Source organism: Flavobacterium coralii (genome assembly GCF_019891545.1).
GTDB lineage: Bacteria > Bacteroidota > Bacteroidia > Flavobacteriales > Flavobacteriaceae > Flavobacterium > Flavobacterium coralii.
Map to the genome: position 1 here is coordinate 469,251 of NZ_JAHDIU010000002.1, position 25,407 is coordinate 494,657.

Consider the following 25,407-nt stretch of genomic DNA (forward strand, 5'->3'; position numbering starts at 1 on the left):
CTTTTTTATTGTTTTTTTGGTACAAGTACAAGTACCTCTTTTGTTTCTTTGAGCAGTGTGATTTTATTTTTATCCACATTTACAGCATCAGAAGTTTCCAGCAATTCCAGGAAATCATTTTCCCTGACACCCTCACAATACATTTTAGTTGATACCAGTCTGCTTATGTTTATGCCACCTTCTTCATTAAGGTTATACGAACCGCTAAAGTTATTACAGCCGCCTTTACCGTTAATTTTATAATCGGCAGTAAAGTTTACATAAGGCATGCCGTTCGCAAAGTCCTCCATAGTAGCTCTTTTGCCTTGTATAGATTGTAACTCCCAGGTAGAAGTTGTAAGCATTTGCTGAAGCGTATCTCCTTTTGTGCTGCCACAGCCTGTAACAAAGGCTGCAACCGCAATAATACCTAATATCTTATTCATCTTAAAAATCGTTTATGCCAAATTTAAGGAGATAATACGTACTTAAACTTAATTTTATTGAAATATTAGCACTTGTTACAGCAAGCCATTATACTTTCGTGTAAACCACTCGGCAGCCAGTGTTATTGCCGTTATTACCAAAAGCCATACCCAGTCTATCAACGGAGACCTTTTAATAACTTCTTTCTGTACTGCTTTATAGTTTTCATCAGCAATAAGCTTTTCAATTAGGGCTTCAGCATTATCAGGATAAAAAACAGTACCTCCGGTGTTATTCGCTGTTTGCTGTAATCTCGTCAGGTCAGGATTTACAAATTGTTTTTCAATTTCAAAATCAAGTACTTCAAAGTTGCCGGAATAAGATGTATTTGAGCCTGCCTCTTTAGCAATAATTTGATATTGCCCGGCCTCCAGCCCGTCAAGGTTTACTTTATATTCGTTATTCCCTTTGAGGAAATCATACGTTTTCGTTTTTCCGGTAGTTTTATTTTTCAGCTGAAGGGTGATACGTGCATTTTCATCAAATTCATAATTCTTATTAAAGTACTGTGCCGTAATACTGATAAATTCTCCTGAATTATAAAAATTTTCATGATTAACTACCAAAGACTTTCTTTTAGAATTAGATGCAAGAAATTGTATGGTTTTATCAATGAAAATATCGAATTTCTCGAATGACTTGTCATCAAGATGAGATTCCATTCGCCATTTCCAAATGTTTTCACCAAGTAAGAAAGCATTTCTTAAAGCACCTTTTTCAGAAAAAACAAACATCGGGTTTTCTGTTTCTGTATTTCTCACATTCGCTCCTAATAAAACAGAAGCATTGCCTTTAACAGTTATAGTACCAAAAGGATGCTGCAATGGCGGAAACTGCCCGAAACCAATATCTTCAACAGAAAAAAGGTTAAACATTGGGTTATACTTAGCGGTATAATCTTCCTTCTGCCCTGTCATCCTGAAGCCAAGTAAATCCTGGTATTGGTTAAGCAGGTTAAAATCTGTACTTAATCCTGTAACTGTTAGTGTATTTAAGCCTGCTGTTTTATTTTGTTCTAATAACCCCCTGAAAGAAGCGTCAGGCTGGTACAAAAGCAAGACGTTATAATCGCGAAGCGATTTAACTTCCGAAGGTTTTAAGATAACAACATTGCGTTGCTTATTGGTTTCAATAGCCCGTTTTAGCGCACCCAAGTCAGGATGGTTAACAGATGAAACAAGTGCAACTTCCGAGCGCTGGTCTATAACTTCTACTGCAAAATTTTTAGTGTTATTATAGGTATTCTTTTCCTGTAATGATGAAGTTATTACCGCTTTATAAGCTTGTACTCCTACCCTTTCGGCATTTAATAGTACAGTAACAGCCTCTGCCTTTTTATCTGTAGTAAAAGTAATAGCTTGTTTGTGCAATACTTTATTCCCTTGCATTATGCTAAATACCGCATTCACATTTTTGTTTCCGCTGTATTGTACAAAAACCTCTACCGGAAATTTATTTTTAAGCAATGCATATTTATTTACATTTACCTGATTCACCTTTAAGTCAGGATAGAGCGTAGTGTCTCCTAAAACCACAGGATATACAGCCGTATTTTCATTAAAGCTGTACACATAATCATTACCGAGCGTCTGGTTACCGTCTGTCAGCAGTACAACGGGATAATTACTGTTGCGGTACAATTGCTTAAGATCCTGAGCTGCCTGGTCTATATGAGTTTGCTTTCCTTTAAAATCGGGCTCATTACCTGAATTGAAATTTTCATCAAAAGTAAAAGGCTGAACATCAAATTTCTCATTCAGCTTTTCATTCCCGATTATTTTTTTGTATAACTCTTTTGTTATGCTATCCTGCCCGAGTTCCTGTATTGACTGTGAATTATCAACTAAAACAGGTAACGGTGTCTTTATTGTTTCGAATGAGGTACGGGTTATTACAGGGTTTATCAGTAAAACAAAAATTGCAAACCACGTACAGAAACGTAAAAAAGCCAGGAAGAACTGCAACCTGCCTTTCTTCCTGGCTTTAAAGAAGTATTGTAAAAATGATAATGCAAATGCTACAAGTGCAGCTACTATAAGTAATAAAACCGTAGATGTAGTCATTTTGTATTATCTGTATAATTTAAATTTTCATTTTATGTTAGCATACCGCCATCTACATTAAGGGTTTGCCCTGTAACGTATGCCGACATATCAGACGCAAGGAAAACACATGCGTTGGCCACATCCTCAGGTGTACCTCCTCTTTTTAATGGGATGTTCTCTGTCCAACCTTTTATAACGTCTTCACCCAGCTTTTCTGTCATTTCAGTTTCAATAAATCCAGGTGCTATTGCATTGCAACGGATATTCCTTGAGCCAAGTTCTAACGCAACCGACTTAGTAAAGCCTATAACACCAGCCTTAGAGGCTGCATAATTGGTCTGACCTGCGTTACCTTTAACACCAACCACAGAGCTCATATTGATAATAGAACCCTTACGTTGCTTAAGCATGGTGCGCTGTACGGCTTTAGTCATGTTAAAAACCGACTTAAGGTTTACTTCTATAACCTTGTCAAAATCTTCTTCAGAGATACGCATAAGCAGGTTATCTTTGGTTATACCTGCATTATTTATAAGTATATCTATACCCCCGAATTCTGCAACAACATCATCGGCAAGCTTTTGTGCCTCATTAAAATCTGCGGCGTTGCTTTGGTAACCTTTTGCCCTAATGCCCATACTGTTAAGTTCATCTTCAAGAGCTTTGGCAGCTTCGGCAGATGCACTGTATGTAAAAGCTACATTAGCGCCGTGTTTTGCAAAAACCTGCGCAATCCCACGGCCTATACCCCTGCTCGCACCGGTAATTATAGCCGTTTTTCCTTCTAATAATTTCATAGGTATTGTTTAGTTTGTTCGCTTATAATAAGTGACAAATATAGTAAAATGTTTAAGGTAATATTAAGCGATGTTTTATAGATTTGGCAATATACCCGCGCAAAGGTGTTAAATTTGCAGGTAACCAAGAATATAAAGAAGTAACTCATATGCTTAAATCAATACTATTAGTAGGTGTCGGCGGTGCTGCCGGAAGCATGCTGCGTTACCTTACAGCTTTGCTGGTAAACAGGTATGCTAATAGCCACTTTCCGTGGGCAACCTTTGCTGTAAATGTATTAGGATGCTTTTTAATCGGACTGTTATTCGGCTTGCTTGATAAACAACAAGTAGCAAATCAGAACATCCGGCTGCTATTAATAACAGGTTTTTGCGGTGGTTATACCACGTTCTCTGCATTTTCTATAGAGAATCTCAGCCTTTTGCAGGGGCAAAACAGCCTTGTTGCATTTGCCTATATGGCAGCAAGCATTATTGCAGGGCTTGCGGCAGTATGGCTTGGGCTTTTTATTGCAAGATGAATTTTATATCAGTTAAATTTTAAACCATTATTAAATATTCTGCCTTTGTACTAAAGTTTTATTAAAAGATTTTCAATATAAGCAGCTGCGTATTAGCTTTGTAATCAAATAAATGAATGAAGAAGATTAACCACTAAAACTGCTGTGAAATGAAAACAATTTTTAAATTTTTAGTTGCCCTGCTTGCCGGATTTGGCGTTGTAAGCGTTTTACGTTTTGCTACCGAAGCCGAATGGAATGAAGAAGAGGAATGGGACATACACAACGAGGAAGAATATCCCCTGTTCGTATAACAAATATATTTACAGATTAGACTGAAGCCGGCCATTAGCCGGCTTTTATTTTTAACATCCCCGCCCCTGATTTTAATATATCAATGTAACAAAAAGTTAAATACAGGCTGATTATCAAACTTTAAGACATCATTAATATAGTATAAATATACCTCTCTGTAACTTAGTATCAGTTTAATAATGAAAGGAGATTATTATGGATACGGAAGCAAAAAATAATGACGGCGAAAACAAAAACCGTTTACCAGATAATGGTATAAATGCAGCGTCAGGAAATTGTGAAAATGAAAGCAATGAAGATTTCTGCTCTAAAGAAACGCCTGCAGGAACTGACCCCGACAGGTATAAATATATTGAATCTGACGTAAGCGAAGCGAAAGATGACCTGCATGAGGACGATTATGATAAAAAGCCGAAAAACCACACCACCCCCGAAGAACGGATGATAAACCCTGACAGGGGTGAATGATTGTTTAACTAAAAATAAATGCTATGAGCACAGATAAAGAAAAAAACAATATTACTGATCCTGACAGGAACAATAGCCCTGAGCAATCAAGAGGAGTTAACCCGGATGCGAGCGGAGTAGATAATTGGGATAAAAGCGATTACATGAGTCGCAATATTGAGAAGAACAGGCCTGAGTTTGAGCGTAGCAACCTGAACCCCGATCGTGAAAAACGCACAGGCAATAACCTGAACCCTGACAGTAACAGCGGCGACAGGTAGTTAATCATTAACCACATTTAATAACTAAATAAATTCATTATGAGTAACAAGAAATTAATACTGGGCATTGCAGCAGGTGTTGCAGCCCTTGCAGTAACAGGAATTATTTTAAAAAGAAAAGGCAAATTAGATGGATTATCTGATAAAGCTTCGAGATTTGGCAACGACATGAAAGACAGGTTCAATAACATTAAAGAATCTGCCAAGCATAAATTTGATGAAGTAGTTACCAAAGGCGGAGACATTGCCGATAATATCAAACAAAGCCAACAGGGTAAAACTACTGCCGCAACAAGCACAGGCAGTACTTCAAACTCCGGTGCTACAGGCTCTAAAGGGACTATGAACCCTGCAACAGCCTAATTAGCTTAACGGCTTTTACAGATAAAAGGTGTCTTTATTTCAGAAGGCACCTTTTTTGTTATCTTTATAAATGAAAATACCACTGCTATGAAAAAATATATTGGGATACTGTTGTTTGCCATAATAGCTGTTTACAGTTGCAAAACACAAAATAATTTTTCAGGCGAAAAAGTAGCCGACAACACTAAAGCAAATGACACGCTTCGCATAGCCAACGACTCACTTGAATATGAAGTTATCATTATAGACCCGGGCTTTAATTCATGGCTTGCTTCAAGGGCAAGGCCAAGAGGCTATTATGGGCTGCCTTACCTCGAAAATAAAAACCAGATGTGGGTAACAACGTGGAATTCGAGGGTATTTAACCCGCAGCAATATGGAGAACTTTACCAGATGCGGATAGATTATGACCCGACAATTAATTACGGATATGAGGTAAACTACCTGTTATATAACTACCTTGTGTATTTTCAGCACACCAACAACCAAAGACTTGGCGGTGTTGTACCGCAATACTAAAACAGGTATATTTGCTGACACCTCTTGCAACTATGGAAAAACTTAAAAAACGTTGGGGAATTACAAGTAACTTTCAACTGGTAATGATATTTATAGTCTTTGCCGTTACAGGTTCATCTTCAGCATATTTGTCTAAACCTGTACTGGCATGGATGGGTGTAACAAAAGAAACTATGCCCCTGTACTTTTATATTCCTCTCTACTTAATTCTGATTTTTCCTATCTATCAGGTTTTACTGGTATTCTTCGGCTTTATTTTTGGGCAATTCCGCTTTTTCTGGAATTTCGAGAAAAAGATGCTCAAGATGGTGGGCCTCGGTTTCCTCTTTAAAAACTAAAGCCCCGCACAGCAGGGCTTTTGTAGTTACTGATTCTTTAGCTTAGATTTATAATGCTTTTTAAGCTTTTCCAGCTTTGGTGATATTACTGCCTGGCAGTAGGGCTGGTTCGGGTTTTGTGCATAATAATCCTGGTGGTAATCTTCCGCAGGATAAAATTTGGTAGCTGCCGTAACTTTGGTAACAATTTTTTTATCGAAAATATTCTGTTCACCAAGTTCTTTAATAAATTTTTCAGCTGCAATTTTTTGTGCTTCAGTAGTATAAAATACTTCGCTCCTGTATTGTGTGCCTACATCAGCTCCCTGCCTGTTTAATGTAGTAGGGTCATGTGTAGCAAAGAAAATTTCAAGTAAATCTTCATACGCTACCTCTTCAGGATTAAAAGTTATTTTTATGGCTTCGGCGTGGCCTGTGTAACCGCCACAAACCTCTTTATAGGTAGGATTTTCAGTTTTACCTCCAATATAGCCGGAAACTACCTTCTCTACTCCCTTTACATCCGTAAAAAATGCTTCAGTACACCAAAAACATCCACCTGCAAAAATGGCTGTTTCTGTATTTTTATTTTCCATAGTATTTAGGTTTTCTTCAGTTTTATTGTCAGCAACATTCTCGTGGTTATCCTTTTCGGGCTTTGCCTGGCAGGAAAATGAAACTATTGCTAAGAATAGCGCCAATGCTTTACTCATGTTTTTCAAAATTAATGATTAGACAATTAAGAATAGTCCGGTTAACTAAACTTTACAATTATATACGAAATATTGTGCCAAAAAAGATTTTATCCTTATTTAAAATGTTTGTTTCTTTGTGAAAACTGCGTAAATGATACAGGCACAAAATATACATAAACATTATGGCGACCTTCATGTGCTTAAAGGGGTTAGCCTCCACATAAAAAAAAGTGAGATTGTTTCTATTGTAGGCGCTTCAGGTGCCGGTAAAACAACGCTTCTGCAAATACTTGGTACGTTAGATAAACCTGCAAAAGACAGCAGTACCTCATTATCGATAAATAATGAAGATATACTTGCCATGAAAGATAAAGCACTGTCGCGTTTCCGTAACCTTCAACTTGGCTTTATTTTTCAGTTCCACCAGTTGTTACCTGAGTTTTCCGCATTAGAAAATGTATGTATTCCTGGCTTTATTGCCGGTAAGCCCAAAAAAGAAACAGAAGCCGAAGCTAAAAAACTGCTTGATTACCTCGGGCTTTCGCACCGTGTGGGCCATAAGCCTGGAGAACTTTCGGGCGGAGAACAGCAACGTGTGGCTGTGGCACGTTCACTTATTAATAACCCTGCTGTAATTTTTGCGGATGAGCCTTCGGGCAATCTTGATACTGCATCTGCCGAGAATCTTCATAAGCTTTTCTTTAAGCTGCGCGACGAAATGGGACAGACATTTGTTATTGTTACCCACAACGAAGAACTGGCAAATATGGCCGACCGTAAACTGGTAATGAGTGACGGGCGTATAATTAACCCATAATGCTGCTGATACTGGCATACTGGCTGTTTCTGCTACTGATAACAATGCCGTATGGCGTATTGTTGCAGAAGCTTTGTGGTATTAAATCAGCCAATATATGCCTTATAATAGTATTCGGTTTATTTTTCCTTTGCTTTGGCTTTACAACAGTATCATTGTTTACTGCTCTTAATTTCTATGCTTTAGCGATAGTAATACTAATTGCTATTAGCTTATATTACATATATCGTGAGGATATTAAAGTAATCATTAAAAACTGCACACTGACAGTAAATACGCTGAAACCTTTTCAGAAATACCTATTGCTGTTCTTTATGTTTGCCGCAGCACTAAAAAGTGCTCAGGTACCTTTTGTGATAGATAATGAAAGCTACTACATACAAACCATTAAATGGGCAAATGAATATGGGCTGGTGAAAGGCCTTGCCAATCTGCATATCTTTTTGGCTCAGGCTTCGCCCTGGCACATTCTGCATGCGGGTCTTAACCTGAATTTTACCGGGTTGCCTTTTAATGACATCAACGGTTTTATATTTCTTGTCACGGTCACGTATGCTATAACACAGCAGGAAGCTCTTAAAAGTTGGCTTAGTTTCCTGCCGCTATTTTCCGTTTTTTACTTTCTGTTTTTAGATGCCCCCTCACCCGACCTGCCTTTGTTATGTTTACTCCCTGTTGTACTTTGGCTTTACATCCAAAATAAAGAGGATAACTATAAGGCAGCCGTTTTACTGTTTGCCTTTGCAGCATTTATTAAAGTAACAGTAGCGCCATTTGCCTTACTTTTTTTGCCGCAACTTATCAGGAAAAAGCAATTTGTATTTTTTTCAGTAGTTGGGATGAGCGTGTTTATACTCTGGATAATTAAAAATATAATTGTTTCAGGTTATCCATTATATCCGTTAACAATTTTACCCGTAGATACAGACTGGAAAGTACCTTCGGAAATACTTAACACCATAAATACTACTGCCGATAAGAATGTTTATGGTACCGCTGCCAGCACCGGTATAGGAGAAAAACTTGTAGGTTGGTTAACCCTGCCCGGATTAAAAGGACTGCTGAATAAAGCTACAGTACTGTTGCTGGTCATTATGCCTTTTTTCAAAACCATCAGGCTATACCCCACATACAGGCTTGCCTATGGTGCCATTCTTGCACAGTTTGTAATATTGTTATTGATATCGCCACAGTTCAGATTCTTTTTACCTGTAGTTGTGTTCTTATTGCTCATAATCGCCCACCAGCTATATAAAGCAATTAAAAAACCTCTATTTTATAAAGTAGCTGTTTCAGGCGGGGCTTTAGCTGCTGCATTGCTTATCACAAACATTAACTATGGCGGGGTTACCAACAACCGTTTCCATCAGGCATCTGTAGGTTTTCAATTCTCTCAACTGTATATGCCTAAGCCCATAACACGATATTCTGATATGCAATATGACAAACTGAAATCAGGTAATATGGAGTATTACTCACCTTCACAGAATTTCTTTCTGTACGGAACCGCCAACGGTCCCTTACCGTGCGTAAACAGTGCACAATTACGCTATTTTGAAAGGAAAACAGGTTACATACCGCAACTTAGGGATGATAATACTCTTGAAGAAGGGTTTAAGTCGGTAAAAACTTTAAGATAATAATTATTTTGAGGTTGGTATCTTTGCATTATGAATATGAAAATGGATGCTGCCGAACTTAAAGCTTTTCTTGATGAAAAGGTGTTACTATACAACAAGCCTGATTTTATAGACTCTGACCCGATACAAATTCCGCATAGCTTTACCCAAAAAGAAGATATAGAAATAGCAGGCTTTTTAGCTGCAACTATTGCGTGGGGCAACCGCAAGATGATTATCAGCAACGCCCGCAGGATGATGGATTTGATGGGTAACAGCCCATACGATTTTGTTATGGGGCACAGCAGCCACCACTTAGAATCGCTTAATGGTTTTGTGCACCGAACGTTTAATGGTGCTGACTTATGCACATTTATAGCCGCACTTCGCAATATATACACTAATCATGGCGGACTTGAAGCTGTTTTCAGGAAAAACTTAAATGACAACAGTCTGCAAAAAAGTATTAGTGAGTTTAAAAAGGTTTTCTTTGAAGTAGAACACCAAAGCCGCACACAAAAGCACGTATCGGACCCACTCTCCGGTTCAGCAGCAAAGCGAATTAATATGTATTTGCGCTGGATGGTGCGCCAGGATAAAACAGGCGTTGATTTCGGTATCTGGAAAAGCATACCTGCCTCTGCCCTTTCCTGCCCGCTTGATGTACATTCGGGTAACGTGGCCCGAAAGCTAGGGATACTCACCCGCAAACAAAACGATGCAAAGGCATTATCAGAACTTGATACACAATTAAGGCTTATGGATGCTGCCGACCCTGTTAAGTATGATTTTGCACTTTTCGGGCTTGGGGTTTTTGAAAAGTTTTAATGCTCGCTGCCCTGTTTTAGCGCATTAACATAATTTTCTTAAATTGCAGGCTTTAACCTCTGCAACACTAAATGGAAAATACTCCTGTAACTACTCCTAATAAGAAGAAAGAAATAGGCCTTGCTGCCGCACTTATACCCGTTATAGCCCTTATCATTATTTTATACTATAATGTACGGGTTTTTGGTGACAATGCACTGGGCGGCTCTAATCAGTTTGTTCTACTTATAGGCGGCGCTATAGCCGCAATAGTTGGGTTTGCGCATAAAATACCTTATTCTAAAATGATGGAAAAGGTAAGCAAGAACATAAAATCTACAGCAGGGGCTATATTAATTTTATTACTTGTGGGGGCACTTTCGGGCACATGGCTCATCAGCGGTATTATCCCGGCAATGATATATTATGGTTTGCAGATACTTAACCCTGATTTCTTCCTTCCGGCATGTGTGCTTATATGCTCAGTAATATCTATTGCCACGGGCAGCTCATGGACAACTTCTGCAACCGTAGGTATTGCGCTTATAGGTATAGGTGACGCTATGGGGATGAATCTGGGTATGGTGGCCGGAGCTGTAATTTCAGGGGCTTATTTTGGCGATAAGATGTCGCCTTTGTCAGATACTACCAATCTTGCGCCTGCAATGGCAGGCACAGATTTGTTTACACACATACGCTACATGGCATTTACAACAGTGCCAACCTATGCCTTAACATTAATTTTGTTCGTAATACTGGGGCTTACACAGGAAACATCAGGCCCTGCCGATACACCGGGTACACTTAGTGCCATCACGGAGAGTTTTACCATTAACGGCTGGCTGTTTATAGTGCCGCTTGTAGTAATAGGGCTTATCGTAAAAAAAACAGAACCTCTTATTGCCTTGTTATTGGGTACGCTTTTGGGTGGCTTTTTTGCCATCTTTTTCCAGCCGGAGCTTGTTGCTAAATTAGGTGGAAGCGAAGTACTTACATTTGAATCTGCCTATAAAGGTGTAATGAATGCCATAACGGTAGAAACCACTATAGAAACAACTAACGAAACCCTGAAAGGGCTTTTTACATCAGGAGGCATGCAAAAAATGATGGGCACAATATGGCTGATAATATGTGCAATGGTTTTTGGCGGTGTAATGGAAGCTATAGGCGCCCTAAAAACTATTAGCAACGCACTGCTGAAGGTTGCCAAAGGTATCTTCGGGCTGTTTGCCAGTACCGTTACAAGCTGCGTTATACTGAATGTAACGGCGTCTGACCAGTATCTTGCCATAGTGGTTCCGGGTAAAATGTTTTCTGAAGCCTACAAGGATAAAGGGCTAGCACCTGAAAACCTTAGCCGTACGTTAGAAGATGCCGGTACAGTAACATCTGTCCTCATACCATGGAATACCTGCGGCGCTTACCAGTCGGGTGTGCTTGGGGTAGCAACACTAGAATACCTGCCGTATGCGTTCTTTAATATAATAAGCCCGTTTATGACGCTTCTTTTTGCTGCATTCAATATTAAGATAAGAAGGCTGTTTAAAGTATAAACATGCCCTGTAAATACAATCTATTATAAAAATATTAAGCATCGCTTTAATATTAATTAATAAATTTGCAGCTACAAATAATTTCCATGCACAACGAAAACTGTAACTGGTTTGCCTCGTGGTTCGACACGCCTTATTACCACATATTATATAAAGACCGTGACTATACTGAAGCACGGTTGTTTATGGATAACCTTACCAATTACCTTAACCTGCCTGAAGATGCCAAAATACTCGATTTAGCGTGCGGTAAAGGCAGGCATTCAATCTATCTTAACCAGCTGGGGTATGATGTTACAGGGGCCGACCTTTCAGAAAACAGCATAAAAGAAGCTTCTAAATTCAGTAACGAAAAGCTACATTTTAAGGTTCATGATATGCGGGAGCCGCTCGATGAAAAGTTTGACGCCATTTTTAACCTTTTTACCAGCTTCGGTTATTTTGAAAATGATGAAGATAACCTAACTACATTAAAGGCAATATGCAAAAGCCTTAATGAATATGGCTTGGCGGTAATCGACTTTATGAATGTACATCATGTGATTGACAACCTCGTTCCTGAAGAGGTAAAAACTGTTGACGGCATAGCATTCAACATAAAACGATATGTTGAGGACAATCATATAATAAAAGAAATTGCTTTTGAAGATAAAGGCAAACAATTCTGCTTTAAAGAGAAAGTAAAAGCCCTCACACTTGAAGATTTTGAAGCCATGATGGAAGAGGCAGGCATTTACCTGCTGGATGTTTTTGGCGATTATAAGCTGCGCAAGTTCTACAAAAACGAATCAGAACGTTTAATAATGATTTTTAAGTAACATGATATACAGCCTGCCTTTACTCTCGGTTATACTGGGTTATCTTGCTGCACTTATATTAAAGCCTACAAACCGCAAAAACCTTAAACTGTTACTTGCGTTCAGTGGCTCTTTCCTTCTGTCGCTCACGGTTATGCATTTACTTCCTGAAGTATATGAAGGTGTAGCACACGCGCATGACGGCCACGGGCATGAACATGGGCACAACCACAACAGCCCTATTGGGATTTTTATAATGGGAGGTATTATTTTCCAGATAATACTCGAGTATTTTTCCAAAGGAGCTGAGCATGGCCATGTGCACGGCAGCGGGCACGACCACAATCATAGTAGCAGTATGCCCTGGCTGTTATTTATAAGCCTTTGCACCCATGCGCTTTTAGAGGGGATGCCGGTTACACACCATCATGACCTTGCATGGGGAATTGCCATACACCACTTCCCTATTGCTATAATTTTAACCGCCTTCTTTATCAATTCAGGGTTGAGCAAAACAGCTATTTTCCTGTTTATGCTTGCTTTTGCGGTAATGACACCGCTTGGCACACTTGTTTCGGGTAACCTTGAATTCATCAGCCATTACTACACAGAAATTTCCGCCGTTGTTGTGGGTATATTATTCCACATCTCATCTACCATTATATTTGAAAGCAGCGAGGGGCATAAATTCAATATGGCAAAGCTCCTTGTGATAATATTAGGTATTATTATGGCATATTTTCTATAATTTTGATGAAATAAACATTTGTATGTCCTTTACACGCACAACAGAACAAAGCTCAAATTATGATAACCTGGAGCAGATGCCGGTTGCAGAATTGCTTAAGGGTATCAACGCCGAAGACAAAACTGTTCCGCTTGCGGTAGAGAAAGCGCTGCCTCAGATTGAAGCCCTTACAAACCAGGTTGTCGAAAGGATGAAAAAAGGCGGAAGGCTTTTCTATATAGGTGCAGGAACAAGCGGAAGGCTCGGTATTGTTGATGCATCGGAATGCCCTCCTACCTTTGGCGTACCGTTTGACCTTGTTGTGGGGTTAATTGCAGGTGGCGATACTGCCATACGCAAAGCAGTTGAGTTTGCAGAAGATGACCGCGAACAGGCATGGAAAGATTTAGAGGAGTATGCTATACATAATAAAGATATTGTTATCGGGATAGCCGCTTCGGGTACTACACCTTATGTAATTGGCGGGCTCGCAATGTGTAACAAAAATGGTGTAGTTACAGGCTGTATTACCTGTAACACAGGCAGCCCCTTAGCACAAACTGCACAATATCCTGTAGAGGTGGTTACCGGCCCTGAGTTTGTTACCGGCAGTTCGCGCATGAAGGCAGGAACAGCACAAAAATTGGTACTTAACATGATATCTACCGCTACCATGATACAGCTTGGGCGTGTTAAGGGTAATAAAATGGTTGATATGCAGCTAAGCAACCATAAACTGGTAGAGCGCGGTACAAAAATGATAATGGACGAACTGAATATAACCGAAGGGGAAGCTGCCGCGCTACTGGAAAAACATAAAAACGTAAGGAAGGCGATAGAAAGTTATGGCAACAGATAGAAAATTACTAATGAAAGGCATAGGTTATATGGCCTGGGCTGTACCACAGTTTTTTTTGGGGCCTGTAGTTATCTATAATGCCTGCATGAATAAAAACCACCCGCTGTTTATACCTGTATTCGGGCTTGGGGTAATATTTTGTTTCCTGGCAATAATGCTTATGGCTTTAGGACTTAAAACTATAATGAAAAGCCTCGACTAATAGTTATGGATATAGCATCGGCTTACATAGAAAGTATAAAAAAACAGTTCTGGTATTACAAAACCATAGCTGAAAAAGCCATAGACCAGCTTGAAGAAAGCCAGCTATTCACTGAATTGGCAAATGAAAATAACAGCATAGCGGTTATTATAAATCATCTATATGGCAATATGCTTTCACGCTGGACAGATTTCTTAAATACCGACGGTGAGAAAGAATGGCGTAACCGCGATACGGAATTCGAGAATCCTCCTGCAAATAAGAAAGAACTAATGTTGCGCTGGGAAGCGGGCTGGGCATGCCTTTTTAATGCGTTGGAAGAGGTTACCCCGGACAATTTAACTTCGATTATTTATATCCGTAATGAGGGGCATACAGTTACAGAAGCCATTAACAGGCAACTTGCACATTACCCCTATCACATAGGCCAGATTGTTTATGCTGCAAAGCAACTGAAGAATGCTGACTGGGAAAGCCTTTCCATACCTAAAAATAAGTCGGCTGTATATAATGCCGAAAAGTTTGCTGCAGAAAAGCAGCAGCGTAATTTTATAGATGAAGCACTAAACAAACTAAGAAAACGCGGTGTATGAAAAAGCTATTATTAATTTTTCCTGTTTTATGTTTGATATCCTGTTACAATAAAGAGCGTAACTGCAACGATTTTAAAACTGGTAAGTTTAAGTTTGAATATGAAATTGATGGCGAAAAAAAAGTTACATATTTTGAACGTACTGATTCGCTTGAAATAGAAACCTTTGAAGGTAAAACAGATACTGCACGTGTAAGGTGGGTTAATGACTGCGAGTATATATTACAGAAAATGAAGCCTAAAAATATGCAGGAAGAAAAAGCCATACACATGAAGATACTTACTACAGAAAAAGATTCTTACACATTCGAATTTTCTGTTGTGGGCAATACAAACAAACAAAAAGGAACCGTTACCAAACTAAATTAATTTATATGGAATTCTTATCGAACCCGGACACCTGGATCTCCCTCTTAACACTAACATTCCTCGAAATCGTACTGGGGATAGACAACATTATCTTCATTTCTATTGTTACAGGTAAGCTTCCTGTTGAAGACAGAAAGAAAGCCACAAGAATAGGTTTATTCCTTGCAATGTTTATGCGTATAGGTCTGCTTTTTGGTATATCATTGCTTATTGCAATGAAGGCGGCGCTATTTAGTATAAACTGGGGCTGGTTCAGTGCTGATTTTACAGGGCAGGCTGTAATACTATTCCTGGGGGGACTATTCCTGATTTATAAAAGCACAAAAGAAATTAACCATAAGGTAGATCATAAAGGTGAAGAAGAAAAAGATCTTGGCAGCGCTGCTCGCAAATCTTTCTCTAATGTTATTATGCAGATATTGCTTATAGACCTTATTTTCTCTGTAGATTCTATATTAACTGCCGTTGGTATGACAAACGGGCTTGAGGGAGCTCTTTATATAATGATTACGGCTGTTGTTATATCTGTTGGGGTTATGATGCTGTTTGCCGTACCGGTAGGTAATTTTGTAAACGCTAACCCGTCCATACAAATTCTTGGGCTTGCGTTCCTTATTCTGATAGGCTTTATGCTTATTACAGAGAGCATGCACCTGTCGCACGCACAGCTTGGCGGGCAGCATGTCGGGGCTATTCCTAAAGGATATCTCTACTTTGCCATCGCATTTTCATTAGCTGTAGAATTCATCAATATGAAAATGAGGAAGAAACAGGGTGCTTAAAGCATCATTCCAATAAACAAAAAAGGCTATCTTATCGATAGCCTTTTTTGTTTAACTTTTTATTCTGTGGTTATATGTGAAAATTGCATAATGCGTATATAAACACCATTAATACTCACAATGTTAAATACTTACAATAATTAAACACGAGTTAATTTTTTCTTATAATTTCTTTAACAGTATTATTTTTAGATTTTTGTTTAAGTAATTTTGATATATGTTAAACAACAAAAAACAATAATGCGATGAAAAAAATTACACTCTTATTCACAACAATCTTAGGCATATCCGCTATGTCTCTAACAGCGCAAACAGCAAGGGTGCAGGTTATTCATAACTCTCCCGATGCTGCAGCAGCCGAAGTTGATGTATACCTTAATGGTAACATGCTGGAAGATGATTTTGCTTTCAGGACTGCTACACCGTTTATTGACGCTCCGGCAAACACACCACTAACAATTGTTGTTGCACCGGGTAACAGTACATCAGCTGCTGATGGTATTTATACCCTTACAACTTCACTTGCAGAAAATGAAACGTATATTATTGTAGCCAACGGCTTGGTAAGTACTACAGGCTATTCTCCGCTACAACCTTTTGAGCTGTCTGTATTTGCAGGAGCAAGAGAAGTTGCCACATCACCTACTGCTGTAGATATGCTTGTAAGCCATGGTTCTCCCGATGCGCCTACTGTAGATGTGGTTGAAACAAGCGTACCCGCAGGTACAGTAGTAAATAACATTTCTTTCCCTTCATTCGGAGATGATTACCTTGAGCTTTTAACGGATGATTACATCATTGACATAACAGATGAGACAGGTGCTACTGTGGTAGCTTCATATCAGGCTCCGCTTGAAACTTTAGGACTTGAGGGTTCGGCCATAACAGTACTTGCCAGCGGGTTTTTAGACCCTTCAATGAATAGTGATGGCCCTGCCTTTGGTGTATGGGTTGCCACAGCTGAAGGCGGCGCGCTAATACCACTGCCATTGGCAAATGCTACGGCACGAGTTCAGATCATTCATAACTCTGCAGATATTGCAGCACAACTGGTTGATGTTTATTTAAATGGTGAATTACTTCAGAATGATTTTGCTTTCAGGACTGCGACACCGTTTATAGATGCTCCTGCAGATGAAGAAATTTCAATTGACATTGCTCCCGCTACAAGTACATCTGCAAGCGAAAGCATTTACAACCTTACTACAACACTTACATCTGGTGAAACATACGTTGTTATAGCTAATGGTATAGTAAGCACCACAGGTTATGAGCCAAACCAGCCTTTTGACCTGTATGTTTACCCGATGGCGAGAGAAATGGCTATGGAAATGGGAAATACTGATGTACTTGTATTTCACGGTGCTACCGATGCTCCTACTGTAGATGTAGTGGCAGTTGGCGCAGGAACAATTGTAGATGATATAATGTATGGTGATTTTGACGGTTACCTTGAACTTGCCACAGACGATTATACACTAAACGTAACTACATCTGATGGAAATACTGTGGTTGCGGCTTACCAGGCACCTCTTTCAACGCTATCGTTAGATGGTGCTGCAATAACTGTACTTGCAAGTGGTTTCCTTAACCCGGCGTCAAATAGTGACGGGCCTGCTTTTGGATTATGGGTTGCATCAGCAAATGGCGGAGAACTTGTAGAGCTGCCTGCAGCTTTAAGCTCAGAGCAGTTTAAAAATAACAATATTACATTATATCCTAACCCTGCTGCATCAGTTATTAATGTTAGCGCTGCCGCACAGGATGTACAATACAATATGTTCGACCTTTCAGGAAGGCAGGTAGTACCGCAGTCAAACGGTAACACTATAGATGTATCATCACTTCAGGAAGGTGTATATATCCTACAATTGAATGTTAGCGGAGCAATCTCTCAACATAAAGTTGCTGTTAAAAAGTAATAGTTTTGTAATGTGTGGGTTTGTACTGTTTTACCGTAATGTAAAACAGTCAGAAAGGCAGCCGATGGCTGCCTTTTTCTATTCACTGTATAATGATAATCTAATCTAAAGAAAGGGTAATCTGTCCGTCTTCATCAAGTGTTATGGTAGTGTTTTCATCCGTCAGGTCAGTTTCATCTTTAACTTCCATTTCTTCAGGCACTTCTTCTTCCGGAGCTTCATAAGGTAGCGGCTCTAACAGGTTAATCTGTTTTACCTTATCAGCGGTAAGCTGGTTACCAAGCGCTTTAATACCCTTAACAGCAATAAAGTTTTCAAGATCTACCACAAGATTTTCTTTTTGAACTCCTTTTACTTTGGAGAAGACTATCTCTGCAACGGGCCTGTAATCGGTAGAAACAATTTCCAGTTGCGATTTCTCATGCTCAGTTATGAAAACTTCCTCCTTATTTTCATTTTCTATAAGGAAGCGTTTTACATAGTAGCGCTCTTTTTCACCATCAAAATAAATAGCAGATACAGGCTTTTTAGGTACCCATTTTTCAAGCATTATCATGCCTTCATCAAAATGAGTTGTAATTTCCGGTACAATAGTTTTTACTTTGCCCGACTGATTAATAATTAAAAGCCTGTCGTTAGGACGGAATTCACCAAGCAGTTCTCCCCTGCCGTCAACATTCAAGCGCTGTACAGTATCGTCGAACCAAATGCGGCGTGGCTTTAATGTTGATATGCCTTTTTCCTTAAGCTCTATACGCTTTATAGGATATTTGGTAACAGTATTACCCCGCGAGGCACGCCCTTTTATACTTATAGTGGCAAAATCAAGGTCAAGCTTCAGCTTTTTAATGCTGCCTACCTGTCGTAGCAATATGTTTACAACCTCTGCCTCTCCATTCGGGTTAGCCGAAAAATACAATACCTGAGAACCCTTTGTGCCTTGTGTAAGGTCATATAGCTTATCGCGGGTTACACCAGATACATTAAAGCGTTTAACATAGCTTGGCCCCGACTTGCCATCGCGGTATATCATGTTATAAATCGTGCGCTTATCATTCTTATCAAACACGGCGGCGTGAATTATGTCTTTACCCACAAAGGTTTTTACATCCACTTTGGTTACCATCATGTTACCATCGCGCAGGAAAACGATAACATCATCAATATCACTGCAATCGGCTACATATTCATCTTTTTTAAGGCCGGTACCAATAAAACCTTCCTCCCTGTTCATATACAGTTTGGTATTGCGTAATACCACTTTTGTAGCTTCTATATTATCAAAGCTCCTTAATTCTGTTTTGCGCTCCCTGCCTTTGCCATACTTCTCTTTAAGATTCTGGAAGTACTTTATGGCAAAATCTATAATATGCTCAAGGTTATATTTTACCTGCTCTATTTCGCCTTCAAGGGCTTCAATTTTTTCCTGAGCCTTGTCAATATCAAATTTAGAAATCCTCTTAATTCTTATTTCTGTCAGGCGTACTATATCCTCTTCGGTAACAGCACGCTTAAGATGTGTGGTAAAAGGCTTCAGGCCTTCATCTATGGCACGTATAACACCTTCCCAGGTTTCCTCCTCTTCAATAAGGCGGTAAATCCTGTTCTCAATAAAAATACGCTCTAATGACAGGAAATGCCATTGCTCTTCAAATTCATCAAGCTGAATTTCAAGTTCACGCTTCAGCAGGTCAACAGTACGCCTGGTTGAGATACGCAGCATTTCACTTACGCCCACAAAATAAGGCTTATGCCCGTCAATTACGCATCCAAGAGGCGCTAAAGAGGTTTCGCAGGCTGTAAAAGCAAAGAGTGCATCTATCGTCTTATCAGGTGAAACTCCCGGCGGCAGGTGTATTAATATCTCAACATCAGCAGCCGTATTATCTTCAATTTTTTTGACTTTTATCTTTCCTTTTTCGTTGGCTTTCAGTATACTGTCTATAAGACTTGAAGTATTAGTTGAAAAAGGTATTTGTGTAATTACAAGTGTGCTTTTATCCAATTGTGATACTTTGGCACGCACACGCACACGCCCGCCGCGCATACCGTCGTTATAGTTTGATATGTCAGCTACTCCCCCTGTAGGAAAGTCAGGGTAAATGGTAAAAGGCTTATTTTTAAGTACTTTAATTGAAGCATCAATCAGCTCATTAAAATTATGAGGAAGCACTTTAGTAGATAAACCAACAGCGATGCCCTCTGCTCCCTGTGCTAACAGTAACGGGAACTTTACAGGCAGGTTTACAGGCTCATTCTTCCGCCCGTCATATGATAGCTGCCATGTGGTGACTTTAGGGCTGTAAAGCACCTCAAGCGCAAATTTAGAAAGGCGTGCTTCTATATAACGGGGCGCCGCAGCGCCATCACCTGTAAGGATGTTTCCCCAGTTACCCTGTGTGTCTATAAGCAGGTCTTTCTGGCCTATCTGTACCATTGCATCGCCAATACTGGCATCGCCGTGCGGGTGGTACTGCATAGTATGCCCCACAACGTTGGCCACTTTATTATACCGGCCGTCGTCAAGCTCTTTAAGAGAGTGCATAATACGGCGCTGTACCGGCTTAAAACCGTCTTCTATGGCGGGTACGGCACGCTCAAGGATAACATAAGAAGCATAATCCAGAAACCAGTCTTTATACATACCGGTAACCTTGGTTATGGTTTCCTGCTGCTCCGGAGCATCACCTTCGTATTGCTCTCCTTCTATGGGTTCAAAATTATCTTCGCTCATTTTTAATCTACTCCAAAATATTTTACACCTACCTCTTTAAAAAATGTTTTTAGCTCATCAACTCTATTTTCACAAACTTTATTTTCTAAGCTTTCTGAAACTCTAATCTTTGAACATTGAAAACAAATCTCTATGTACGAGATAATCTTACCTTTTGAATTGTAAAAAAGTATATTATGCCGTGGATTGAAACACAGTGTTTCACCCAAAATTTCAGGACAGTTATGGCTATCTAATGTTTTGTATAATAATATTTTACTATCCTCATCCAGCACTACCCTATCTTTAATACCCGAAGCTTTTACCATTAGCTTACCATCAACCACAGATTCAGATACCGTCACGTAGCCTGAACGTGACGTTGCTATTGTATCCCACCACTGCCTGTCCGGATAAGAAATTATCTCAATTTTTTCTACATCAGGTAAAGAAAAAGTAGACACATAATTTTGCTCCGACTCAACCTCCAATACATTACTAATAGTATCAACTGTAATTGCGTTATCTTTCTTAGAAGTATTTAATTTCTTTTGACAACTATGAACAGACAATAGCAATCCGGAAAATAAAAATAATCTAATCCACCACATCAAGCTCTACTTTTAGGTTATTGATAATAAAATCCTGCCTGTCGGGTGTGTTCTTGCCCATGTAAAACTCGAGCATATTTTGTATGGAGGTAGCACTATCCAGCATTACCGGGTCAAGGCGTATATCCTGTCCTATAAAATGCTTAAACTCATCCGGCGATATTTCACCCAATCCCTTAAATCGCGTTATCTCAGGTTTACCTTTTAGTTTTTCAATTGCTGCTTTGCGTTCTTCTTCGCTGTAACAATAAATGGTTTCTTTTTTATTCCGTACCCTGAAAAGTGGGGTTTGTAATATGTATAAATGCCGCTCTTTTATCAGCTCCGGGAAAAACTGCAGGAAGAACGTTATTAGCAGGAGGCGTATGTGCATACCGTCAACATCGGCATCGGTAGCTATAACAATATTGTTATAGCGCAGGTTTTCCATTTCCTCTTCAATATTAAGTGCTGCCTGTAACAGGTTAAACTCTTCATTCTCATAAACAATTTTCTTGCTCATGCCATAAGAGTTAAGCGGCTTACCGCGAAGGCTGAAAACCGCCTGTGTGTTTACATCCCTCGACTTTGTTATGGAGCCTGAAGCCGAATCACCCTCTGTAATAAAAAGTGTGCTTTCAAGGCTTCGCGGGTTTTTGGCATCGGTAAGGTGTACACGGCAGTCACGCAGTTTTTTATTATGCAGGCTGGCTTTTTTAGCCCTGTCGCGTGCCAGCTTGCGTATGCCCGAAAGTTCTTTACGCTCGCGCTCTGCCTGCAATATCTTTTTTAGCAAAGCGTCAGCTGTTTCCGGGTTACGGTGTAAAAAATTGTCGAGTTTTGTCTTTATAAAATCATTTACAAAAGTACGCACCGTTGGCAGGTTCGGCCCCATATCGGTAGAGCCAAGCTTTGTTTTGGTCTGCGATTCGAATACAGGTTCCTCAACCTTAACGCTGATGGCACTAACGATTGACTTACGAATATCTGCCGCCTCAAAATTTTTATTGTAAAATTCTTTTATGGTTCTTACCAAAGCCTCGCGAAAGGCTGCAAGGTGCGTACCGCCCTGCGTAGTGTTTTGCCCGTTTACAAACGAATAATACTCTTCGCTGTATTGGGTTTTGCTATGCGTCATGGCTATCTCGATATCTTCATCTTTAAGATGTATTATCGGGTATATCCTGTCGTCTTCATTAATATTTTCGCTCAAAAGATCTTTAAGCCCTTCTTCTGACTGGTATTTTTCACCGTTATAAATTATTGTCAGCCCCGTGTTCAGGTAACAATAATTTTTGAGCATCATTACTATATACTCATTGCGGTATTTGTAATTCTTAAAAATAGTATCATCAGCAATAAAGGAGACTTTTGTCCCTTTTCGCTTCGTAGTTTCTATTATGTCTTCTTCCAGTGTAAGCTCTCCGGCAGAAAATTCAGCCGCCTTTTGCTGGTTGTTCCTTACGGACTCTACCCTGAAATAAGTAGAAAGCGCATTAACTGCCTTGGTACCCACACCATTTAAACCAACCGATTTTTTAAATGCGCGAGAGTCATACTTACCACCGGTATTCATTTTAGAAACTACATCTACCACCTTTCCTAACGGAATGCCACGGCCGTAGTCGCGAACGGTAACCGTTTTATCACGAACTGTAACTTCTATGGTTTTACCCGTGCCCATAACAAACTCATCTATAGAGTTATCAAGCACTTCTTTTAAAAGGATATAAATACCGTCATCAGGCGATGAACCGTCACCAAGCTTTCCGATATACATACCGGGACGCATACGGATGTGCTCCTTCCAGTCGAGTGAACGGATGTTATCTTCAGTGTACTGATTCTGCTCCAGCATATAAAAAAAGGGATTTTGTGCTAATGTACTATATATGGCAAAAAAATGAAAGCCTAATTCTAGAAACTTTTACGATGAGTTGTCAGATTCGACAATTATACATCAAATAATGTACAAATGTGATAATTAGTACCTCCTTCCAATCCGTTATTATTATGTAAAAACTTTTTACGCTTGCTGTATATTCTTTAAATTTATGAAAAACCTAAAACCATGAAAAAAATAATCATCTGTCTTTCGGCACTATCACTGGTAGCCTGTAAAGACAAAGAACAAAATGAAACTATAAGTGATAGTTCGAATAATTCTGTGACATCAGAGAATGTAACCGAAAAACATTGTTTTTTACAGGTTTCTCCTTATTCGCCTGAATACAATAAAGACAGGGTTGTTGCAGACAGTATCGTTTTTGAGTATGAGAAGAAAGGCGACAGCGTGTATGGCATTTTAAGCTGGCTGCCTTATGAAAAAGATACAAAACGCAGTACGTTCAGGGGTGTCTTGAAAGATGGCAAAGGCACTGCTATAGCAGAAACTATGGCTGAAGGCATGGATTATACAGAAGAGCTTCATTTTACTGTGGAGGACAATTCTGCAAAAATAACCTATGGCGCTATGCAGCAGGATAAAGAGGGAATATGGAGGTATGAAGATGAAAGCAAAACATCTGAACAGGTATTGGAGAAGGTTGACTGTAACTAACTGAAAAATTTATTAAAAACAAAAAGCTGCCTCATAAGAGGCAGCTTTTTTAATATAGTGTAAGTTACTAATTAGTTTTTAACAACTTTCTTAGTTACTGTACCTTTTTCTGTAGAGATGTTCATGATGTACATTCCAGAAGCAAGGTCAGATACATTTATCTGAGCTTCAGCAACACCATCAAACTTAACAGTTTTAACTGTACGGCCATTGATATCTACTACTGATACACCATTTACAAGGCTTGAAGAAGCGTTTGCAATGTTGATTACGTTTGTAGCAGGGTTCGGGAATACAGCAAGTTGAGAGACAGCATTTTCTTCTACACCGGCAACTGAAGATACTTGTACGTTATCAAGAGTTACCCATCCGAAGTTAGCTTGTGCCTGAGCAGGAGCTGTATAGTTGAAACCTATATAGTAAACACCTGTTGAAGGAGCTGTAAATGTAGCTGTTTCTTGTATCCATTCGTTGTTTACAATTTCAGCTAAAGGCTTAATAGTTGTAGTTTGAGCAGCTACAGTATTATCATCACCTACAGTTACCCTAAGGTTGTTTACACCACCGTTACCTGCACCAGCACGCTCTCTTACATAATATGTAACAGTTACTACCTCACCACCTGTAAGGTTAAGAGGCCTAGAGAAAAGCCATGCATCAGAAATTGCACCGAAAGCACCTGCGCTCATAGCTAATTCACCTTCCTGAGGGGTAAAAGCAGTTCCTGCTGCAGGCATTGTTTCCCAGGTAGAACCTGTAGCTGCATTTAGGATAGACCATCCGCCAAGGCTTGGAGTTTCGAAACCATAAGTATAAGCAAGATCAGCAGCAGTAAATTCAGTACTGAAAGAGATAGGGCCTATCCACTCACTGTAATCTGTACCGCCGCAAAAAGAACGGATGTAAAATGAGTAATCTGTACTTGCAGTTAAATCAGTTAGGTTAACTTCTGTGCCATCCATTACATCAATAGTATTGATAGCACCGTTACCCTGCTCATAATCAAGCGGGCCGTACTCAAATTGGTAGCCTTCAGGAGCACCAACTGCAGGAGCTGTCCAGCTTATTGAAACAGTTGTAGTTGTAGGCGCTTCAACATATTGGAAACCAGCAGGAGTAAAACATGATGTAGGTGTAACTGAAAGTTCGAAATCGAAACCTAAAGCTGACCAACGGTTATCAAACATAATATAATATGTTACACCGGCTGCTGCAGGGAATTCAAGATCAGAAAGGTATTCTTCATTAGCCGCATCAACATCGTCATTAATTGCGTAGCAGGTTAAGTTACTGCAAGTTCCTGTAAATACAGAAACCCTTGTATCAAGGTTTGGGTTTGTATTTGCAGCAATGTTAGTATTAACCCTTACAAGCGCGTTTTCAGTCGCTGTAAATGAATACCATTCTCCTGCCGGAGTTGCAGCTGCTGCTTGCCAGCATCCCGCCTGGTAAGTACCGTCAATTGTTCCAACCGTGTAAGTACCCGGTGTCACCGCAACTGCACCGCCACAATTGTTTTGTGCATTTGCAGTTAAAAAGGAGCCTACTAGTAGTGCCCCTAATAGTAATTGTTTTTTCATGGTAATAGTTTTTAATTTTTTCCAAAAGTAGTAAAAAAAAAATCTGATACAATTTTTATTATGTTAATATCAATAAAAAAACAAGCTTTAATTAAATATTTTTTACGACTTTCTGAATTAACTAATTAAATAAGTATTTAAAGTAATGCTGTACTTAATTGTATATCAAGTCTT

Annotated in this window: 28 protein-coding genes; 20 read left to right on the forward strand and 8 right to left on the reverse strand. The window is 39.4% G+C overall.

Annotated features, from left to right (window positions below):
- Window positions 1–5: 5 nt before the first annotated feature.
- The 3 genes from KJK34_RS04935 to fabG all read right to left on the reverse strand — a co-directional run bounded on the left by KJK34_RS04935 (window position 6) and on the right by fabG (window position 3,307).
- Window positions 6–425 carry an META domain-containing protein gene (locus KJK34_RS04935; protein ID WP_223052742.1) on the reverse strand — a complete coding sequence of 140 codons (420 nt, stop codon included), beginning with the start codon at window positions 423–425 and terminating at the stop codon, window positions 6–8.
- Between the two features lie 75 nt (window positions 426–500).
- Window positions 501–2,528 (reverse strand): hypothetical protein, encoded by a 2,028-nt coding sequence (locus KJK34_RS04940; RefSeq protein WP_223052743.1) that lies wholly within the window; start codon window positions 2,526–2,528, stop codon window positions 501–503.
- 32 nt (window positions 2,529–2,560) lie between these two features.
- Window positions 2,561–3,307, reverse strand: a complete 747-nt coding sequence (fabG, locus tag KJK34_RS04945) for a 3-oxoacyl-[acyl-carrier-protein] reductase (protein ID WP_223052744.1) — start codon at window positions 3,305–3,307, stop codon at window positions 2,561–2,563.
- A gap of 149 nt (window positions 3,308–3,456) precedes the next feature.
- Between fabG and crcB the strand changes: the two genes are divergently transcribed.
- The 7 genes from crcB to KJK34_RS04980 all read left to right on the forward strand — a co-directional run bounded on the left by crcB (window position 3,457) and on the right by KJK34_RS04980 (window position 6,070).
- Window positions 3,457–3,828, forward strand: a complete 372-nt coding sequence (gene crcB, locus KJK34_RS04950) for a fluoride efflux transporter CrcB (RefSeq protein ID WP_223052745.1) — start codon at window positions 3,457–3,459, stop codon at window positions 3,826–3,828.
- 149 nt (window positions 3,829–3,977) lie between these two features.
- Window positions 3,978–4,121 (forward strand): hypothetical protein, encoded by a 144-nt coding sequence (locus tag KJK34_RS04955; protein WP_223052746.1) that lies wholly within the window; start codon window positions 3,978–3,980, stop codon window positions 4,119–4,121.
- Between the two features lie 196 nt (window positions 4,122–4,317).
- Entirely contained in the window at window positions 4,318–4,590 is a 273-nt protein-coding gene (locus KJK34_RS04960; RefSeq protein WP_223052747.1) for a hypothetical protein, read from the forward strand.
- A 23-nt stretch (window positions 4,591–4,613) separates the two neighbouring features.
- Window positions 4,614–4,850 carry a hypothetical protein gene (locus tag KJK34_RS04965; protein ID WP_223052748.1) on the forward strand — a complete coding sequence of 79 codons (237 nt, stop codon included), beginning with the start codon at window positions 4,614–4,616 and terminating at the stop codon, window positions 4,848–4,850.
- A 39-nt stretch (window positions 4,851–4,889) separates the two neighbouring features.
- Entirely contained in the window at window positions 4,890–5,213 is a 324-nt protein-coding gene (locus tag KJK34_RS04970) for a hypothetical protein (protein WP_223052749.1), read from the forward strand.
- An 87-nt stretch (window positions 5,214–5,300) separates the two neighbouring features.
- Window positions 5,301–5,732: a DUF6146 family protein gene (locus KJK34_RS04975; RefSeq protein WP_223052750.1), complete on the forward strand. Its 432-nt coding sequence runs from the start codon at window positions 5,301–5,303 to the stop codon at window positions 5,730–5,732.
- Window positions 5,733–5,764: 32 nt separating this feature from the next.
- A complete protein-coding gene (locus KJK34_RS04980; protein WP_223052751.1) occupies window positions 5,765–6,070 on the forward strand; it encodes a DUF6787 family protein in 306 nt (101 codons plus the stop codon).
- Window positions 6,071–6,096: 26 nt separating this feature from the next.
- On the opposite strand, the gene msrA is transcribed toward KJK34_RS04980, so the two are convergent.
- The gene (gene msrA / locus KJK34_RS04985) at window positions 6,097–6,645 is read right to left on the reverse strand and encodes a peptide-methionine (S)-S-oxide reductase MsrA (protein ID WP_236937593.1); all 549 of its coding nucleotides are present in this window, start codon (window positions 6,643–6,645) and stop codon (window positions 6,097–6,099) included.
- Window positions 6,646–6,895: 250 nt separating this feature from the next.
- Between msrA and KJK34_RS04990 the strand changes: the two genes are divergently transcribed.
- The 12 genes from KJK34_RS04990 to KJK34_RS05045 all read left to right on the forward strand — a co-directional run bounded on the left by KJK34_RS04990 (window position 6,896) and on the right by KJK34_RS05045 (window position 17,790).
- Window positions 6,896–7,561, forward strand: coding sequence for an ABC transporter ATP-binding protein (locus KJK34_RS04990; RefSeq protein ID WP_223052753.1), 666 nt, complete (start codon window positions 6,896–6,898; stop codon window positions 7,559–7,561).
- On the forward strand, window positions 7,561–9,201 hold the full coding sequence (locus KJK34_RS04995; protein ID WP_223052754.1) for an LIC_10190 family membrane protein: 1,641 nt from the start codon (window positions 7,561–7,563) through the stop codon (window positions 9,199–9,201). The genes KJK34_RS04990 and KJK34_RS04995 overlap by 1 nt, the downstream gene beginning before the upstream one ends.
- Window positions 9,202–9,243: 42 nt before the next feature.
- Window positions 9,244–10,008, forward strand: coding sequence for a TIGR02757 family protein (locus KJK34_RS05000; protein ID WP_223052796.1), 765 nt, complete (start codon window positions 9,244–9,246; stop codon window positions 10,006–10,008).
- 71 nt (window positions 10,009–10,079) lie between these two features.
- The gene (gene nhaC / locus KJK34_RS05005; protein ID WP_223052755.1) at window positions 10,080–11,540 is read left to right on the forward strand and encodes a Na+/H+ antiporter NhaC; all 1,461 of its coding nucleotides are present in this window, start codon (window positions 10,080–10,082) and stop codon (window positions 11,538–11,540) included.
- Between the two features lie 86 nt (window positions 11,541–11,626).
- Window positions 11,627–12,358, forward strand: a complete 732-nt coding sequence (locus KJK34_RS05010) for a class I SAM-dependent methyltransferase (RefSeq protein WP_223052756.1) — start codon at window positions 11,627–11,629, stop codon at window positions 12,356–12,358.
- Between the two features lies 1 nt (window position 12,359).
- Window positions 12,360–13,085, forward strand: coding sequence for a ZIP family metal transporter (locus KJK34_RS05015; RefSeq protein ID WP_223052757.1), 726 nt, complete (start codon window positions 12,360–12,362; stop codon window positions 13,083–13,085).
- A 22-nt stretch (window positions 13,086–13,107) separates the two neighbouring features.
- Complete coding sequence (gene murQ, locus KJK34_RS05020; RefSeq protein WP_223052758.1) at window positions 13,108–13,923, forward strand: N-acetylmuramic acid 6-phosphate etherase; 816 nt, start codon at window positions 13,108–13,110, stop codon at window positions 13,921–13,923.
- On the forward strand, window positions 13,910–14,125 hold the full coding sequence (locus KJK34_RS05025; RefSeq protein ID WP_223052759.1) for a DUF6095 family protein: 216 nt from the start codon (window positions 13,910–13,912) through the stop codon (window positions 14,123–14,125). Before murQ ends, KJK34_RS05025 begins: the two co-directional genes overlap by 14 nt.
- Before the next feature lie 5 nt (window positions 14,126–14,130).
- Window positions 14,131–14,718: a DUF1572 family protein gene (locus KJK34_RS05030; protein ID WP_223052760.1), complete on the forward strand. Its 588-nt coding sequence runs from the start codon at window positions 14,131–14,133 to the stop codon at window positions 14,716–14,718.
- A complete protein-coding gene (locus KJK34_RS05035; protein ID WP_223052761.1) occupies window positions 14,715–15,086 on the forward strand; it encodes a DNA topoisomerase IV in 372 nt (123 codons plus the stop codon). Before KJK34_RS05030 ends, KJK34_RS05035 begins: the two co-directional genes overlap by 4 nt.
- 5 nt (window positions 15,087–15,091) lie before the next feature.
- The gene (locus tag KJK34_RS05040) at window positions 15,092–15,868 is read left to right on the forward strand and encodes a TerC family protein (protein ID WP_223052762.1); all 777 of its coding nucleotides are present in this window, start codon (window positions 15,092–15,094) and stop codon (window positions 15,866–15,868) included.
- Window positions 15,869–16,113: 245 nt separating this feature from the next.
- Entirely contained in the window at window positions 16,114–17,790 is a 1,677-nt protein-coding gene (locus KJK34_RS05045; protein ID WP_223052763.1) for a DUF4397 domain-containing protein, read from the forward strand.
- A 100-nt stretch (window positions 17,791–17,890) separates the two neighbouring features.
- Here KJK34_RS05045 and KJK34_RS05050 read toward each other — a convergent pair whose 3' ends face one another.
- The 3 genes from KJK34_RS05050 to KJK34_RS05060 are packed head-to-tail and all read right to left on the reverse strand — an operon-like array spanning window position 17,891 to window position 22,951.
- A complete protein-coding gene (locus tag KJK34_RS05050; RefSeq protein ID WP_223052764.1) occupies window positions 17,891–20,524 on the reverse strand; it encodes a DNA gyrase/topoisomerase IV subunit A in 2,634 nt (877 codons plus the stop codon).
- A gap of 2 nt (window positions 20,525–20,526) precedes the next feature.
- Entirely contained in the window at window positions 20,527–21,114 is a 588-nt protein-coding gene (locus tag KJK34_RS05055) for a hypothetical protein (RefSeq protein ID WP_223052765.1), read from the reverse strand.
- Complete coding sequence (locus KJK34_RS05060) at window positions 21,101–22,951, reverse strand: DNA topoisomerase IV subunit B (protein ID WP_223052766.1); 1,851 nt, start codon at window positions 22,949–22,951, stop codon at window positions 21,101–21,103. The genes KJK34_RS05055 and KJK34_RS05060 overlap by 14 nt, the downstream gene beginning before the upstream one ends.
- Before the next feature lie 213 nt (window positions 22,952–23,164).
- Between KJK34_RS05060 and KJK34_RS05065 the strand changes: the two genes are divergently transcribed.
- On the forward strand, window positions 23,165–23,653 hold the full coding sequence (locus KJK34_RS05065) for a hypothetical protein (protein WP_223052767.1): 489 nt from the start codon (window positions 23,165–23,167) through the stop codon (window positions 23,651–23,653).
- A gap of 71 nt (window positions 23,654–23,724) precedes the next feature.
- Here KJK34_RS05065 and KJK34_RS05070 read toward each other — a convergent pair whose 3' ends face one another.
- Window positions 23,725–25,233, reverse strand: a complete 1,509-nt coding sequence (locus tag KJK34_RS05070; RefSeq protein WP_223052768.1) for a T9SS-dependent choice-of-anchor J family protein — start codon at window positions 25,231–25,233, stop codon at window positions 23,725–23,727.
- Window positions 25,234–25,407: the final 174 nt, after the last annotated feature.